The 15,436-nt window shown below is 71.9% G+C and carries 14 protein-coding genes and 1 tRNA gene; 7 read left to right on the top strand and 8 right to left on the bottom strand.

All coding sequences use genetic code 11. From position 1 onward, the window contains the following. Nucleotides 1–129: 129 nt before the first annotated feature. From ACWD12_RS18590 to ACWD12_RS18580, 3 genes are all read right to left on the bottom strand, one after another. Nucleotides 130–206 (bottom strand) — tRNA-Met (locus tag ACWD12_RS18590). Nucleotides 207–314: 108 nt separating this feature from the next. Then, nucleotides 315–1,298, bottom strand: a complete 984-nt coding sequence (locus tag ACWD12_RS18585; RefSeq protein WP_450100415.1) for a hypothetical protein — start codon at nucleotides 1,296–1,298, stop codon at nucleotides 315–317. Between the two features lie 63 nt (nucleotides 1,299–1,361). Continuing rightward, nucleotides 1,362–1,523, bottom strand: a complete 162-nt coding sequence (locus tag ACWD12_RS18580) for a hypothetical protein (protein ID WP_450100414.1) — start codon at nucleotides 1,521–1,523, stop codon at nucleotides 1,362–1,364. A 207-nt stretch (nucleotides 1,524–1,730) separates the two neighbouring features. Here ACWD12_RS18580 and ACWD12_RS18575 point away from each other — a divergent pair, with 207 nt between their 5' ends. The 3 genes from ACWD12_RS18575 to ACWD12_RS18565 all read left to right on the top strand — a co-directional run bounded on the left by ACWD12_RS18575 (nucleotide 1,731) and on the right by ACWD12_RS18565 (nucleotide 3,540). Beyond that, the gene (locus ACWD12_RS18575) at nucleotides 1,731–1,877 is read left to right on the top strand and encodes a hypothetical protein (protein WP_450100413.1); all 147 of its coding nucleotides are present in this window, start codon (nucleotides 1,731–1,733) and stop codon (nucleotides 1,875–1,877) included. A gap of 192 nt (nucleotides 1,878–2,069) precedes the next feature. Then, nucleotides 2,070–2,612 (top strand): Asp23/Gls24 family envelope stress response protein, encoded by a 543-nt coding sequence (locus ACWD12_RS18570; protein WP_450100412.1) that lies wholly within the window; start codon nucleotides 2,070–2,072, stop codon nucleotides 2,610–2,612. Between the two features lie 295 nt (nucleotides 2,613–2,907). Further along, the gene (locus ACWD12_RS18565) at nucleotides 2,908–3,540 is read left to right on the top strand and encodes a M15 family metallopeptidase (protein ID WP_450100411.1); all 633 of its coding nucleotides are present in this window, start codon (nucleotides 2,908–2,910) and stop codon (nucleotides 3,538–3,540) included. 129 nt (nucleotides 3,541–3,669) lie between these two features. Here ACWD12_RS18565 and ACWD12_RS18560 read toward each other — a convergent pair whose 3' ends face one another. The 5 genes from ACWD12_RS18560 to ACWD12_RS18540 form a co-directional block, all read right to left on the bottom strand. Further along, a complete protein-coding gene (locus ACWD12_RS18560; RefSeq protein WP_450100410.1) occupies nucleotides 3,670–5,328 on the bottom strand; it encodes a hypothetical protein in 1,659 nt (552 codons plus the stop codon). A gap of 592 nt (nucleotides 5,329–5,920) precedes the next feature. Further along, the gene (locus tag ACWD12_RS18555) at nucleotides 5,921–6,814 is read right to left on the bottom strand and encodes an IclR family transcriptional regulator (RefSeq protein ID WP_450100409.1); all 894 of its coding nucleotides are present in this window, start codon (nucleotides 6,812–6,814) and stop codon (nucleotides 5,921–5,923) included. A gap of 175 nt (nucleotides 6,815–6,989) precedes the next feature. Further along, nucleotides 6,990–8,609, bottom strand: coding sequence for an FAD-dependent oxidoreductase (locus tag ACWD12_RS18550; protein WP_450100407.1), 1,620 nt, complete (start codon nucleotides 8,607–8,609; stop codon nucleotides 6,990–6,992). 63 nt (nucleotides 8,610–8,672) lie between these two features. Beyond that, complete coding sequence (locus tag ACWD12_RS18545) at nucleotides 8,673–9,440, bottom strand: glucose 1-dehydrogenase (protein ID WP_450100406.1); 768 nt, start codon at nucleotides 9,438–9,440, stop codon at nucleotides 8,673–8,675. A gap of 362 nt (nucleotides 9,441–9,802) precedes the next feature. Beyond that, nucleotides 9,803–10,390, bottom strand: coding sequence for a GNAT family N-acetyltransferase (locus ACWD12_RS18540; protein ID WP_358363636.1), 588 nt, complete (start codon nucleotides 10,388–10,390; stop codon nucleotides 9,803–9,805). A 603-nt stretch (nucleotides 10,391–10,993) separates the two neighbouring features. Between ACWD12_RS18540 and ACWD12_RS18535 the strand changes: the two genes are divergently transcribed. From ACWD12_RS18535 to ACWD12_RS18520, 4 genes are all read left to right on the top strand, one after another. Next, a complete protein-coding gene (locus ACWD12_RS18535) occupies nucleotides 10,994–11,257 on the top strand; it encodes a universal stress protein (RefSeq protein WP_450100404.1) in 264 nt (87 codons plus the stop codon). A gap of 79 nt (nucleotides 11,258–11,336) precedes the next feature. After that, nucleotides 11,337–12,458, top strand: coding sequence for an acetate/propionate family kinase (locus ACWD12_RS18530; protein WP_450100403.1), 1,122 nt, complete (start codon nucleotides 11,337–11,339; stop codon nucleotides 12,456–12,458). A gap of 301 nt (nucleotides 12,459–12,759) precedes the next feature. After that, complete coding sequence (locus ACWD12_RS18525) at nucleotides 12,760–13,155, top strand: hypothetical protein (RefSeq protein ID WP_358363629.1); 396 nt, start codon at nucleotides 12,760–12,762, stop codon at nucleotides 13,153–13,155. A 65-nt stretch (nucleotides 13,156–13,220) separates the two neighbouring features. Then, nucleotides 13,221–15,434: a hypothetical protein gene (locus tag ACWD12_RS18520; protein ID WP_450100402.1), complete on the top strand. Its 2,214-nt coding sequence runs from the start codon at nucleotides 13,221–13,223 to the stop codon at nucleotides 15,432–15,434. Nucleotides 15,435–15,436: the final 2 nt, after the last annotated feature.

The raw sequence follows: 15,436 nt of genomic DNA, 5'->3' as shown, positions 1-15,436 counted from the left end.
CCTGGAAAGCATCCAATAGTGGGCGTTTCGGGTCATTCTTGACCGACCTGGGCCCGATGCCGCCGGACGCGCTTCCCGCCGCGTCCGGGCAAACGATTGAGGGCCCGGCGATTGCCGGGCCCTCAACGGTGGTAGCGGGGACAGGATTTGAACCTGCGACCTCTGGGTTATGAGCCCAGCGAGCTACCGAACTGCTCCACCCCGCGTCGATGTGATCACTCTAGCGTGTGAACGGGGTCGCGCTTGACCACCGCACGCGCCGCGCACCCGATCGGCGGTCCATAGTGGGGCAATTCGACATGCCGCATCGTGCGTCAGGGAAGTTCTTCCAGTCCGATCCGGTACCAGGCACGCCCGCAGAGCACGTGAAGATCGGCGCCCTGGCTGAAGATCCGCCACCTGTCGGGCAGCGGAGAGCCGTCGGGCAGGACGAGGCGGAACCCGGCCGTCGGATGGAAACGGCCGTCGGCGAGCCTGCCGGTCACCTGGAGGAGGTCGTAGTCGTGATCGCGGCCGAACGCGGCCACCCGGTCCGCGCCGACCAGCAGGGCATGGATTCTGGACAAGACGTCCTGGGCCCAGCCGACGACTCGTTCGTCCTGGATCCGCACGATGGGTTCGCCCTTTTCGTAGGAGACCCAGGCCGTCTCCCCGTCGACGTTGAGTGCGGGCGCACCCCACATAGATCCCCACTCGTCCGAGGAGTACGACCAATCGCGCCGCAGGTCCGGGCCGAAACGCACGAGGCCGGACGCCCCGACCGGCGGCGGCGCCCCGTCCCGCCCCCATCCGAAGTTGCCGAAGATGCCCTCGTCGAAGTAGCGGACCCAGGAGTTCCCGCCCGGCGTCGTGAAGACTCCCCCGATCCCGTCGCCGAACACGCCGTCGGCCACCACCTGTCCGTCCGCGTCGTACGCGACGGCGTTCCGCTCCGGCCCCTCCGGCTCCGGCCGCCACAAGGCCCGGGTGCCCACCAGCAACACCCGGCCCGCGGGCAGGAGTTGGACGTACGGATGTGAGACCGTCAGCTTCGGGATCCGCGCGGCCTCGACGGGCCCGGGTGCGTGCACGGTGACCCGCGCGGACACCTCCGCCGACATCCGCGTCTCGGGGAAGGAGACGCCGGACGGCGCGGTGATCCGCGTCCGGGTCGCCTCGGCGGAAGCCCGCGCCGTCCAGAGCACGACGAGCCGACCGCCGGGGGCGAGCCCGACGGACACCGGCTCGTCGGTCGCATCGCCGCCCGCCCCCGGGTCCAGCACCGCGTGATGCCGCAAGCGCACCGCGACTTCGTCCACGTCGACCCCGTTCCGTAGCCCGGTCCACCGTCACGGACCGTCCGGTTCGCAACGGTAATCGAGTCAACGTGGGAGGGTCGGCGCGATCATCCCGGCGGCATCTGCGCTGCGGTGCATCACCAGCAGCCTCGTGTCCGAGCCGCCGAGGACGGCGTTGCGGATGCCGCCGCGTCCCTGGGCGTGTGCGGCGACCTTCTTGCGGCGGGGACCGCGATCAGCGGGCACACCCCGGCGCGGCACCACCCTCCGACGACGAGCGCAGGTGACCGCGGTGAGAACTCGTGGTCCCCTCATCGGTTTTGGGACCCCGACCTGGAGTAGGGTGGGGCTCGTCGAGGATATTTCGTACGCCGACCCAGATATCGGCCTCGTTCGCGGCGAGCACGAGCGCCGGACGGGTTCGTGCCTTTCCGGAGGCAGCAGGTCGGCACCATGACCATCCTCACCGCAACCGACGACCGCCTCTCGGCGACCGTCCGGACACATCGCACCATCCCCGCCACCCGCCTCACCCTGGCGCGGTTCGGCCGGCACGACCTATCGCCGCGTCAGGCGACGGCGACGCCGGGCCCGGAATGACGCGGATCCCTCTCGTACAGCGCTGAGCGGCGCCGACACCTTCACGGTGTCCGCGTACGCCCGCATCCCCCGCCGCGGCAGAGGCCGCCGCCGTGCGCCGCGGTGCGTCGCCGGCAGCTCCCGCGCGCACCGCCGACAGCACCAATCCCCTTTAATCGCACGCCCGTTCACTCATCCAGGAGGTGGCTTCGCATGACGGAGTCGACCAGCACCGCGACGAACAACCCGACACCGACCGGCCCGACACCGACCAGGCCGTCCACCCAGGCACTGACCCGCCCCGACCCGCGCAAGCGCCTCGCCGAGAACGGCGCGGACAGCGCACCGCCCACCCCCCGGGAACCGGCCGCGAGCCGCGGCAAGACCAGCGTCGCGGACGGCGTGGTCGAGAAGATCGCCGGCATGGCCGCCCGCGAGATCCCCGGCGTGCACGCCATGGGCGGCGGGTTCGCCCGCACCTTCGGCGCCATGCGCGACCGCGTCCCCGGCACCACCGCCAACGTCAGCCGCGGCGTCCGCGTCGAGGTCGGCGAGAAGCAGACCGCCGTCGACCTGGAACTCGTCGTCGAATACGGCGTCACCATCACCGACGTCGCGGGCGGCGTACGCGCCAACGTCATCGACGCGGTCGAGCGCATGACCGGCCTCCAGGTCGTCGAGGTGAACATCTCCGTCAACGACGTCCACCTCCCCGACGACGAGTCGACGGACGGCACCGAACCGCGCGTCCAGTAGCCGCCACCGCGCCGCGACCGGGCCGGGACGCCGGCACCTCCGCACCCGACGCACCATCAGCTCGGTAGGAGATGCCGAACCTACGGCGGGCGAAGCCGCAGCGGTCGCCGCTGGGGAGCACGCAGGTGGTACAGGTCGCACAAACGGGAATTCCCGCACCGCCCCGAACACTCCGTCCTCGCCCCGCTCGCCGGGCCGAGGACGGATCCACGCCCGCAGCGCGCGCCCAAGGCCATTCCGCGCGGATCAGATAGCACGTCGCAGGCCGCATCCCCCTCGTCCCTACGCTCTGCGCATGATCCTGCTGAACGATCCCCGAGTCCGCGCGGTCGACATCCGCGAATGCGGCGAGCCGCTGGTCGAGATCACAGGTGCGCCCGGGCTACTGCTGGACGACCGGGAAAGGGACCCACACGGGGCCTGGGGGCGGGTACGCACCGGCGTACTCGCACGCCTCCGCACCGCTGCCACCAAACTCCCCGAGGGGTTACAGCTGTTGGTCATCGAGGGCCACCGCAGCGCCGCGGAGCAGCAGCGGCGGTTCGAGGCGTACGCCGACGGCCTGCGCCGCGCCGGAGTCGACGACCCCACGGAACTTCGGTGCCAAACCAGCGCTTTCGTGTCCCCGGTCGAAGTGGCGCCGCACTGCGCGGGCGCCGCGGTCGACGTGACACTCGCCGACCCCGCCGGCCACGAACTCGACATGGGCGGCCCGGTCAACGGCCACCGCAGCGGCCACGAGGCGTCGTGTGCGATGCACGCCGCCCACATCTCCCCGCAGGCCCGCCTGCACCGCGACATCCTCACTGCGGCCATGACCGCAGCAGGCTTCGTGAACTACCCCTCAGAGTGGTGGCATTGGTCCCACGGCGACCGCTACTGGGCCCTACTGACCCCTACCCATACCGCCCACTACGGCCCCATCTGACCGGGGACACGCTATCCGCCTGCCTTGGCTGGAGACTGCCTTCTGGCGGATGTGGGTGGGGGCGGGTTGTGCGGGGATTTGTTGGGCTGGGGGCCTGCCCCCGGGGGTTCCGGGGGCAGGGCCTTGGGGTCAGGGGATGGTGAGCGGGCTGGCGAACATGGTCGCCTTGTCGCGGGCGTTGATGTCGGGCGGGTTCTTCCTGAGGTTTATGAGTCCGAGGCCGGTCATCAGCGTCGTCTGGTCGTCGAGGCGCCATTCGGGGTGTTGCAGGTCGAGGACGTGTCCGACTTCGTGGGCGTGGAGCCAGCGCAGGTCGTACGGGCCGACGACCGCGCCGGGCTTGCCTGCCGGGTGGGTGCCGCATCCGTTGATGGCGCCCTGGTTGTCCCGGACTTCGGAAACGATGTAGATGACGATGTCCTTCGGGCCCGCGCCGTTGCGGTGTTTGGCCAGGGTGTCCTGGTCGGCACTGGCCGGAGCCAGGTTTTCGTTGCAGGGGCCCACCCGCACGGTGTCCAGGCCGGGGATGCTGATCTGCTCGGTGCCGACCAGCTCGACGCCGATCTCCACTCTGCCGAACAGGAGGCTCATGTCGGCGATTTGGTTGTGGACCAGGGTCTGGTCGACCGGCATGTTGACGGCCTTGACGTGGACGCGAACACGTTCGTTGGGCCGCCAGGTGGTGCCGACCGTACGGTTCGGGTTGACCCAGAACACGTCCAGGACGTCGGGGCGTCGCGAGACCATGGTCAGGGCTCCGGGCAGCGCGCGGTGCGCGGAGGTGGCGTCGGTGGCGCCCCAGCCGCCGGGTACGCGTTCGTCGTACCCGAGGCTCTGGACGCGGTTGTCCGCGGCCACCCAGGCCACGTCGAGCTGCCCCGGCGTACGGCTGGCCACGGCCAGGGAGCCGGACTGCGCCGCGCCGGGCCAGGCGATCGGCCAAGGGGCGGGCCAGTTGGCCCAGGGGTTCCACGCGGTGGTGCCGATGCCGCCGTCCGGGCCGATCCAGAACACGTCGAGGTAGTCGGGGCGTCGGGCGATCGCCACCAGCCCGGCGCGGCGGACGGTTGTGTGGTCGCTGATCCGGGCGTGGCCGGCCGGGGCGATGGAACGCGAGGGCCAGTTCGCGTTGACGTTCCACCATGCGGTCGAGACACCGCCGTCGGGGCGGATCCAGAACAGGTCGAGCTGGTCGCGTACGCGCGACACCACGGACAGCGCACCGGCCGGGTACTGTGCGGCGGCGGGTGCGGTGATCGGCCACGGAGTCGGCCAGTCGAGCCAGACGTTCCACACGGTGGTGGCGATGGCGCGATTCGGCTGGATCCAGAACACGTCGAGTTGGCCGGGGTTGCGGGCGACGGCGGCGAGGGCACCCGGGAGGGCCGCCCGCGCGGGTGCGATGGACCGCGGCTGGGACCAGCCGCGGGCGGTGGCGTCCCACCAGGCCGTGGAAACACCGCTGTCCGGACGGATCCAGAACACGTCGAGGTGCTGGGGGTTGCGGGCGACGGCCGCCAGGCCTCCGGCCGAGGCGCCGGTGGCGGCCGAGCCGGGCGGCGCCACCTGGCCGCCGGCCCAGAGGTGGGTGGTGTCGTTCCATGTGGCCGTGTTCACGGCGCCGTCGGAGGCGATCCAGAAGACGTCGAGATGGCCGGGCCCGCGCGCGACCGAAGTCATGGTGCTGTTCTCGGCGTTGGCGGCACCCGGCAGCGCGAAGTCCACGCCGCTCCACGCGTGGGCGGACGGCATGGGAGCCAGCAGTGCGGTCAGGAGGGCGAGCGCCAAGGCGGCGATCAGTCGCCGGGGAGCGCTGCGCGACGGCCGCGACGCACGCTCGGACCGTCCGACGGAGCCACCGTACGCGCGGCCGCCGCGCCGGGAAGCGCACCGGCCGGGTGCGGCGGTCCCACCGAGAGCGCGGATGATCGGCGCGGCTGTCGCGGTGATTCGGGCACGAGCCGAACCCGCCTGCCACGAAGGTCTGTTCATGGTTCTCCCGTTCTGCGCACGGGCCGCGGAGCGCGGCCGGTCACAGGGGATGTGGCGGCGGACAGCCGGACCTCTCAGGTTTCCGCGAAGTTTTTTCTCATGGCGCGTCGCGGCGGTTGGCGGCGGTGCCGCGGCAAGGGTGCGGGGGCCTCGAGGACGCGGCTCGCACGTCGGCCGGAGGAAGCGCTGTCGGGCTGGTGTCGCGGGAGCAGGTGCCGCGGGAGCAGGCACCGCAGGGGCACGCACCGCAGGGGTAGGCGCCGCAGGGGTAGGCGCCGCAGGGGTAGGCGCCGCAGGGGCAGGCGCCGTGGGGGCAGGCGCCGTGGGGGCAGGCGTCGCGGGGGGGGAGCAGGCGCCGCAGAGGCTTCCGGCTGGCCCGAGACGGTGGCTAACGGGTCCAGGGGTTCCAGCCGCCGATGGCCTTGGTTGCCGCCTCGGCCGTCTCGGTGATGGTGCGGGTCCATGTCGCGCAGGTGCGGGTCGGGACGCGGCGCCGGCCGACCACGACGGAGAGCGTGTAGTGCTGCGTGCCCTGGTGGTCGTGGACGGGCGCATGGATGGTGGCCACGTCGACGGTCTCGCCCGGGGGCCGGGTGGTGTACTCGTGCCAGTCGGCGGCGGGCAGGTAGTCGCGCAGCGTCGAGACGATGGTGTCCGGCATGCCCGAGGTGACGAGGTTGGCCAGGACGTCGTTGCGGGCGGCCGGCGCGTCGCCGAGGCGTTCGATGAGGAAGCCGGCCTCGCGGGCCTCGCCGGTGAGGCGGCGCAGCGCGGCGCGGGTCGCGGTGACGGGGATGAGCGGGGGCCGGCCCAACCAGGAGTCGACCGCCTGGTCGCCGTTCCACAGGAGTTCCGGCAGGCCGAGCGGCGGGACGGCGGGGAAGCGTTCGCCGACCAGGTCGCGCGGGCGGCCGACGGCGATGGTGCCGGCGCGGCCGACGACCACCATCTCGCCGTCCCGCAGCGCGGTCAGCAGGCAACTCAGGCCGAGGTCCCGGTGCAGGCCGTGCAGGTACGGCAGCAGCACGTCCAGCGGCGCGACGCCGCCCTCCGCGGCGCGGCCGAGCCGCGTGAGCGTCGGCCCGAGCCGGTACGCCTTGTCCTCGCCGCGGTGCACGAAGCCGGTCTCGGTGAGGGTCGTCAGGATGCCGAGGCAGGTGGGCTTGCTCAGTTCGAGCCGGTCCGCGATGACGGCCAGCGACAGGGGTGTCGAGGCGTGCTCAGCGAGGAGGTTGAGGACCTGGGCGACGCGTTCGGTCGGTGGGGAACGCCGCTCGGGCATGGTGTGCGCCTCTTCCGTTCGCCGGGCCGATACATACGCGCCGCCCGCCCCGCCGGACGGCGGTGGCGGATGGCGCGTCGGAAGGATTCCACAGACCGTGGCCGGTGTGCCGAGGCGGGTGTCCGCCTCGGCACTCGAACGGGCGGGTCGGCCGAACCCGGCGAAGGGGTGTCGGTCAGACCTGGCGGGCCGGCCGGCTCGCGGCGTGCCGGCCGGCGAGGTAGCCGAAGACCACGCCGCCGGCGATGGTGGCGCCGCCGCTCGGGTACGCCCAGCCGAACAGGTTTGCCGTGGTGTTCCCCGCCGCGTACAGGCCCGGCACGACGCCGCCGCCCTGGCGGCGGACCCGGCCGTCGCGGTCCACGCGCGGGCCGCCGTTGGTGCCGAGCGTGCCGGGGAGGATCTCGACGGCGTAGAACGGCGCCTCGCGCAGCGGCGCCACCCGTCCCGGCGCCATCAGGCCCCGTGTCGTACGGTCGAAGTCGGGGTCCTCGCCCTTCTCGGCGTACTCGTTGTAGCGCGTGACGGTGGCCTCGAGGGCCGCCGGGTCCACGCCGATCCGGCGGGCGAGGTCCTCGACGGTCTCGGCGCGGTGCACCCACTCGGGGTCGGGGCCGCCGGGCAGCATCGACAGGATGCGCTGACTGTCACGTACGGTGCGGTCGAAGATCAGGTAGGCGGGCCCCGAGTTGGGGAAGCCGACCCCGTCGAAGGCCCCGAACAGCTTGGGGAAGTCGTTGTACGGCAGCGCCTCGTTGCCGAACCGGCGGCCCTCGCGGTTGACGATGATCGACGCGGGCTCGGCGCGGCCCCACTCGAACTGCGGGACGTGTTCACCGTCCCGGGTGATGTCCGGGTCGATCATCGCGGGCGTGCCCCAGTACGAGGTCATGTTGCCCAGTTCGGCGCCGGCGGCGACGGCCATCGTCAGACCGTCGCCGGTGTTGTTGCGCCACGGCGACAGCGGCTGGACGTCGTACCCGATGTGCGCGCGCACCAGCTGGGGGTTCCACTCGAAGCCGCCGCACGCCAGCACGACGCCCTTGCGCGCGCCGACGGTCAACGTCCGCCCCTCGTGTTCCGCGTGGACGCCGACGACCTCGCCGTCGGTGATCACCAGGCTCCGGGTCGGCGTGCCGAGCAGGGTCTCGACACCGCGTTCCAGCAGCCCTTTGAACAGGCGGGCGATGAGTGCGGCGCCCTTGGGGCGGATGTCCTCGGCCTCGCGGCGCGCGAGCTCGGCGAGCAGTTCCGGGGTCTTCGGCGCCATGTCCTCGCTGAGCGTGGTGGCCGCACCGAGCGACATGAGCGTTCCGCGGCTCGCCAATTTGTCTACCCAGTTCGGGAGTTCGCTGCCCACGGGGTACGGGTCCGGCTCGACGGCGCGGCCCGGGAGCGAGCGGCTGCCGGGGAGTTCCCACGTACGGTAGTAGTCGACGAGCGCGGTGACGTGGGTGCGTAGCGGCGTGTGGTCCTCGAGGTAGCGCAGGGTCTGTGGTGCGGTGTCGACGAAGACTTCGAGGAGTTCCGGGTCGTGCTCACGTCCCCCGGCGATCGCGCGGATGTAGGCGAGCGCGTCCTCGCGGTTGTCGGTCCCCTCGGCCATGTGGTGGTTCCCCGGCAGCCACATGACGCCGCCCGAAACGGCGGTGGTGCCGCCGAGTTGGTCGGCTTTCTCGAGGACGAGGACTTCCGCGCCGCCGTCGTGGGCGAGCGTGGCGGCGGTCAGCGCGGCGCCGCCCGAACCGACCACGATCACGTCGACGACGCGGTCCCACTGCTGGGTGTCACTCATGTGCGGTGTGCTCCAAGGGAGTTGAGAGAGCGCGCCGGGCGCGCGGGTCGGTTCGGGGTCGCCTCAGGCACCCGGGCCCGCCGTCCATCCGCCGTCGAAGACGAACTCCGATCCGGTGGAGTACGACGACTCGTCGGACGCGAGGAACAGCGCGAGGCTCGCTGCCTCGTCGACGGTGCCGATACGGCGCAGCGGGAGTGCGGCCATCGGGTCCATGCCGAGCCCCTTGGCCATCTCGAGGCCGGCTCTGGCCATGTCGGTGTCGATGGCTCCCGGGTGCATCGAGTTGACCCGGACGCCGAGCGGCCCCAGTTCGATGGCGGCCGACTTGGTGAGCCCGCGGATCGCGAACTTGGTGGCCACGTACGCGCTGGTGTGCGCGGCTCCGACCAGGCCGTTCATGGAGGACACATTGATGATCGACCCGCCGCCGGCCGCGGTGATGGCCGGTGCGGCGGTACGGATGCCGAGGAAGCAGCCGAGCAGGTTGATCTCCACCACGCGCATGAAGTCGGCGGTGGTGGTGTCGGAGATCGCGGCGAAGTGGTTGACGCCCGCGTTGTTGACGAGCACGTCGAGCTTGCCGAACCGTTCGGTTGCCAGGTCGACGGCGGCCGCCCACTGCTGCTCGTCGCGTACGTCCAGCCCGGTGTACACGGCGTCGGCGCCCAGCTCGGCGGCGACCTGCATGCCGTCGTCGTCCAGCACGTCGGCAAGCACGACCTTCGCCCCCTCGGCGACGAACCGCCGTGCATGGGCGGCCCCCTGGCCCTTCGCCGCGCCGGTGACCAAGGCGACCTTGCCGACCAGGCGGCCGGTGTCTCGCTCCACGAGCTGTCCCTCTCCGTTGCGCTCCCGCGCTCGCCCAGGACCCTGGGCGAGCGCGCGTACCGTCGCTCACTGAATTTCATATATGAAACGCTTGTTACAAACAAGCGTCTCCTGATGGAGCGTCAGCCAACCTGCCGGCCGAGGGCCGCCGCTCAGGGCATGGCGGTGCCGCCGTTCACCCGCCGAAACCGGCCGGTGCCGGCCCGGGACGCCGGGGAGGCAAGGGAACAAAAAGCACAGGCGACGTCGTCGCCGCTGCCGATGCGCAGTAGCGCGGCGCCTCGATGTCCGAGGCGCCCTGCGGGTCCCGCGCCCCGGATCAGCTGGTCAGCTGATCAGCGGCGTCCGGCCCCCGGGTGCGGTCACGAGACCAGGCTGTGGCTCCACACCTCGTGCTCGGAACCCACGTCGTCGGCCCCGAGGTGTTCGATCCTGGTCCATCGCCACGCCCGCAGCGCACCGAGAGCAGGCGCGTTCGACGCGTCGACGAATGCCACCGCCAAGGCTGCGTCACAACGGCTCAGCAGCAGTTCCATCAGCGACGTGCCCACACCGCGGCGCCGGTACGCGGGCAGGACCATCAGATCGGCGATGACGAACACGCGTCCCGAGGCGGTGAGTTCCTCGATGTGCCGGGGCAACCGACCGAGCGCGCCGCGCCAGTGGTCGCCCTCGCGTCCCATCGGGAAGCCGTACGCGCAGCCCGCCGCCCCCGCGACGCTGCCGGCAAGGGCCATCTCGAACCCGGGCCGCTGGTTGTCGGAAGCGAAGCGTCCGAGGAACTCCTGCCGGTCCCGGAACTCCTCGCCCCGCTCCCCCCGGTACGCCTCCACCGCCAGGTCCGCGACCGACTCACGCTGCTGTTCGGCCTGCCAGCGGGTCAATCCGCGAAGGAAGACCTCGGCCGTCTCCGCGCCCCTCGGGCGCGGGTCTTCCGCTGCTGTCGCCATGTCGGCTCCCTTCCCGCCCACGCATCCGGACCACGTCGGTGCCGACGATCGACTGTCGCTTTCACGGGTGTTCGCGGCGGTGCCGACCGGGCCGAGGATCCACGTGATCACCGGAGCATTGCCGACGACCGGAACACGGAACGAGGTGAGATCCGCAACGAGCAGGAACAGCACCGGTCGAGGCCGCGGGGTCTCGGCAATTCGGCACGGAGCGCATCGCCCCGAGAGGCGGTGACCCGACGCCGTACTTGACAGTCAACGGTGACCGGCCGCCGCTGTCAACGCGTCGGCGGCGACCCGGTTCGCCGTCCGGAATGGGGCCGGGCGCGACACCTGCTGATCTGCGCACCCTTTGAGACGATACGCCGCAGCTCTATCCGCGGCCCCTGCTTGGGTCTACGGTGAGGCCTACAGCCCCCGCCCACGGCTATGGACGACATGCGTCCGCCGGGGAGGCGTACGGGACCCTCCGAATGTTCGACAGACGCGTCGCCCTCCCGGGCCCCGTCACGACCGCCCGACGACACCGACACACGCAGCGGCGCGCAGCGGCGACCTCGCGTGGCCGCGGCCCTGTTCGCGGCATCAGGACAGGGCTGAGCGGTGGGTGTCCGCTTTCCTGCCCACTGCGCGGGGATGCTCGGCGCCGCGACGGCGGCCTGGTCGGCGAAGTACCCAGAGGTCGAGGTGATCCGTCAGCCCGTTCACGCCGCGCCCGCCGGCGTACTGGTCGACGTCTCCGCACGAGTCGCCCTGACGGTGGTCGGCCGCAAACTCACCGGCAGTCTGCTCGGCCTGCGCCTCGGCCCGGTCGCGCGCGCGGTGCTGCTCCACACCCACGGCCCGTTCGCCGTCGTGCCGTTCTGACGCCGAGCGCGGCGGCATCGACGACGACCGTACCGGCGACCGGACCGTGCCCGGATGAACCGATATCGAGGAACTGAACATGCGTGTACTTGCCGTGAACGCGGGATCGGCCGGCCTGAAGCTGAGCCTTCTGAACGCTGATGTCGTCGAGGAGAGCGCCGAACTCCCCGCAGATCAGCACGGTTTCGACGTCCACGAACTCGGCGCGCTGCTGAACACCTGGCCCACGCCGGACGCGATCGGCCACCGCATCGCGCACGGCGGTGCGTACTACTCCACCCCGGTCCGCGTCGACGCCGCAGTACGGGACGTGCTGTACGAGTTGTCCGACCTGGCCCCGCCGCACCAGGCCCTCGCCCTCGCGGCGCTGGACGCCGTCGCCGCACTCCTTCCGGAAGTCGGCGCGGTGGCCTGCTTCGACACCGCGTTCCATGCCGGCATCCCGGCGGCGGCCGCAACGTACGCCGTCCCCTCGGATTGGCGGGAGCGGTACGCGGTGCGCCGCTACGGCTGCCACGGCCTGTCACACGCCTACGCCGCCGCCCACGCCGCGCACTTGCTCGACCGGCCGTTGCACGGCATGCGGATCGTGACCTGCCACCTGGGCGCGGACGCCTCGCTCGCGGCGGTCCTCGACGGCCGCAGCGTGGACACCACCACGGGATTCACTCCGCAGGAGGGCCTGGTCACGGCGACCCGTTCCGGCACGGTGGACCCCGGTCTGGTGCTCTGGATGCACGAGCACGGAGGGTTGTCCGTACGCGAGATCACCGCCACGCTGCGGGAGCGGTCCGGTCTCACCGCATTGACCGGAACGGGGGACATGCGCGCGGTCGAGGCGGCGGCTGCCCGGGACGACCGCGCGGCCAGGCTCGCCCTCGACGTCTACACCCACCGACTCGTCGGCGGCATCGCGGCGATGGCGGCCGCCACCGGCGGAATCGACGCCCTCGTGTTCACCGGCGGAGTGGGCGAGAAGTCACCCACCGTGCGTCAGCGGGCTGCCGAACGCCTCGGGTTTTTGGGCGTCTTCGTCGAACGCCGGCGCAACGCCACCACCCGCGGGGACGGGGACATATCCACTGCGGAGGCAGCGGTACGGACGCTGGTCGTCACGGCGAGGGAGGACCTCCGTATCTCCCAGGAGACTCGCAAGTTGCTCGAGCGCCGCAGCGGCCGGAACGGGCGCGCGCCTGTCTGACACTTGTCCGATCACAAGGCTGAACGGACACCTCACCGGGCTGCAGCCCGGCTGCGGTTTCTCTCAGTTGGACGGACGGGGCGCGTTGGCTTCGTTCGGCACTTCGGAGTTGGCCGTTTGTGTGCGTCGCGCTCACGTCGCACCCGCATCGCGCGCTGGTCGCGCCCTCGTCGCGCCCTCGTCGCGCCCTCGTCGCGCCGACGCGGATTCCGGAAAAGCGCGCGCAGATCCCATCCAAGTGGTTTACCCTTGCTAGCCAAGCATTTTGCGGTGCCTCATGGGCACAAGCGGGGGGATTGCCATGGATCCGGTGACTGCTGTCGCGGCCGCGACTGTCGCGCTCTTGGCCAAGGGTGCTCTGGAGAGCGCGGGCCAGGAAGCGGGGCGCTCGGGATGGTCGGGCGGCGCCCGGCTTCTGGCGCGGATCCGTGCGCGGTTCCGCGGGGACCCCGCCGCCGAAGCCGCGCTGGACGAGGTCACCCGCGCGCCCGACGACGAAAGCGCCCGACAGGTCCTGGAGTTGACGCTCGCCACCCACATGCGGAGCGACCGCGCCTTCGAGGACGAGGTGCGCCGGATGGTGGACGAGAGCGTCGCCGGAACCGGCAATACCACACAGGTCAACGCGGCTGTGATCAAGAACGCCCAGGTGTTCAACGAGAAGGTCGAGATCCAGGGCGACTGGAACATCTCCTAGCAATCCGGAGACCACCCCACGTGGTTCGCCCCGCGCCGTCACCAAGCCCGGAAGTCCTCGACCCGTTGAGCTCAGACACAGCAGCCGAGCCGCGCCCGGCCGAACGTCCGGCAACCGCCGACGGAACGGCGGTCACCGCTCCTCCCGCAGGCACCTCCTCCCCGGCTGATCCACGCCCGCCGAACGACGAATCGGACGGCCCGGTCAGCGAGTCGGACGCGCTGCGTTCGCTCGCCTCGGGAGCGGGGGCCGACGCCGACGAGCGCTCCGAAGCACAACAGGCATCCGCTCTCGCCGACCTCATCGCGGCGCGCCTGAACGCCGACGCGTCGGGAACCCGTATCGGCACGCTCGCGCTTTTCAACGACACCGTCAGTTTCGGCGGCGGCTTCCACACCGGGGGTGCCCGGGTCGCGCCGAGCGCCCGGCACAGTGGCGCTTCCGCGGTGATCGACGGCATCGAACTGGGCGACTACACGGAGCGGTTCGTACAGCCGACGGGCTACGCAGCGGCCGTCGAGGGCCTGTCCAGACAGGGCCTCCTCGTGCTGACCGGGCCGCCGGGCAGCGGACGTACCGCCACCGCGGTCAACGTGCTCTCCGAGGCCGTCGCGCTCGGCGGCACCCCCGACGGTGGCTGCCACCGGCTGCTCGACCCGTCGGCCTTGTCCGAACCCGGTTGGGTACCTCCCGCGAAGAACCGCGGCTACGTCGTCGAGATCGACGAAGGTCCGTCGGCTGCCGGAAAGTTCGGGGTACGCCAACTGACGTCCGTGGCGGGCGCGGTACGCGCGGCCGGCTGCCACCTCGTCCTGACCGGCGGCCACGACCTCGCGCTCGCGGTCGCCGACACCGACGGCGGAGACCCGTTCGCCCACCACGAACTCGCACCTGTCGACCCGCTGGTGATCCTGGAACACCGGGTGCTCGGCGCCGGCCCCGGCACCGCTGCGCGGGCTCGGCTGCGCGCACGCCTGGAATCCGGCGGCGTCGTCGGCGCCTTGCGGGAGCAGCCGGCCGCCCGGCACGCCGCGCGGTTCGCCACGGTGATCACCGCCGGAGGCGACCTGCACGCCGAGGTCGCGGCCCTGCGCGACCCCGGAGACCAGGTCCGGTCCTGGTTCCGGCGGCACCGGGAACCGGCGGCCGTCGCCTTCGCCTTGGCCGCGGCCGTGCTCGAAGAGAGCAGCTACCTGACCGTCGCCGACGCCGCGGTGAAGCTGCACACGGCGCTGACCCCGCCCGAACCGGCCCCGCCGGACCTGCGGTTCGCGGACCGCATCGGGCACGAACAGCAGTGGATCCGGCTCGATTCGACCGGCTCGGGCCCGCCCCGGGTCCGGTTCCGGGGCCCGCTGCTCGGCAATGCCGTGCTGCTGCACGCCTGGAACACCCTGGACGGACGCCGTGAGGCGTTCCTCGAATGGCTGCGCCGAATGCTCGGCCACCGCGACATCGAGGTCCGGGCCCGTGCCGCGGTCGCCGCCGGCGTCCTGATCTGGGCGGACCGGCACTACGCGGTGCATCGGTTCCTCACCGCCTGGGCGGGCAGTACGTCGTGGCCGCAACGGCAGGCCGCGGCGACCGCGCTGGGGGTGGCAGGCCGGCAGCCGGAATCCGCCGACGCAGTCTGGGAGTTGCTGGGCGACTGGACGCGAGGCGGCAACAGCGCGTACCAACGGCGCCTCGCCGGGACCGCGGCGAACGCGGCGGGCGGCTTCCTCGGGCGCGCGGCCCCGGACCGTGCGGTGCAGGTCCTGAAGAGCGCGCTCGACCGCGGCGACGACTGGGGCACGTTGCCGTCGGTCGCCTGGGGCGGCGTGCACCTCGTCCACCAAGGGCAGGCAGGCGCGGTCCTCGGCGCGTACCTGGACTGGTCCGAGCCCGAGGACCAGTCCCCCATGGTCGTCAAGACGCTGTCCGCCTTCGTCTTCGCGGTCTCCCAGCCGTACCGGCCGCCATCCCCGGCCCCCGGGGTCCCGGGAGTTCCGGTGCTGCTCAGCTCATTGCCGGAACACTCCGGGGCAATGGCCGAGTTGTGGGCCCGCGCGCTGGCCAGGCGTCCGGTGCAGGACTCCGCGTTGGCCGCCTTGCGGGAGTGGATCGACACCTACGCGCCTCTGTGCCCCGGAAGCCACGAGAGCATCGCGGCACTGCTCGCCCGGATCGCCCGCAGGCGGGGCAGGCACCGCGAACGGCTCCTCTGGTGGCTCGACAAGTGGGCGGGGGACGACGACCGACCGTCGGAGTACGCGGCATGGCTGCGCCGCCGCATCTGAAC

This window comes from Streptodolium elevatio, assembly GCF_053592165.1.
This window is presented reverse-complemented; position numbering and strand designations above follow the sequence as displayed.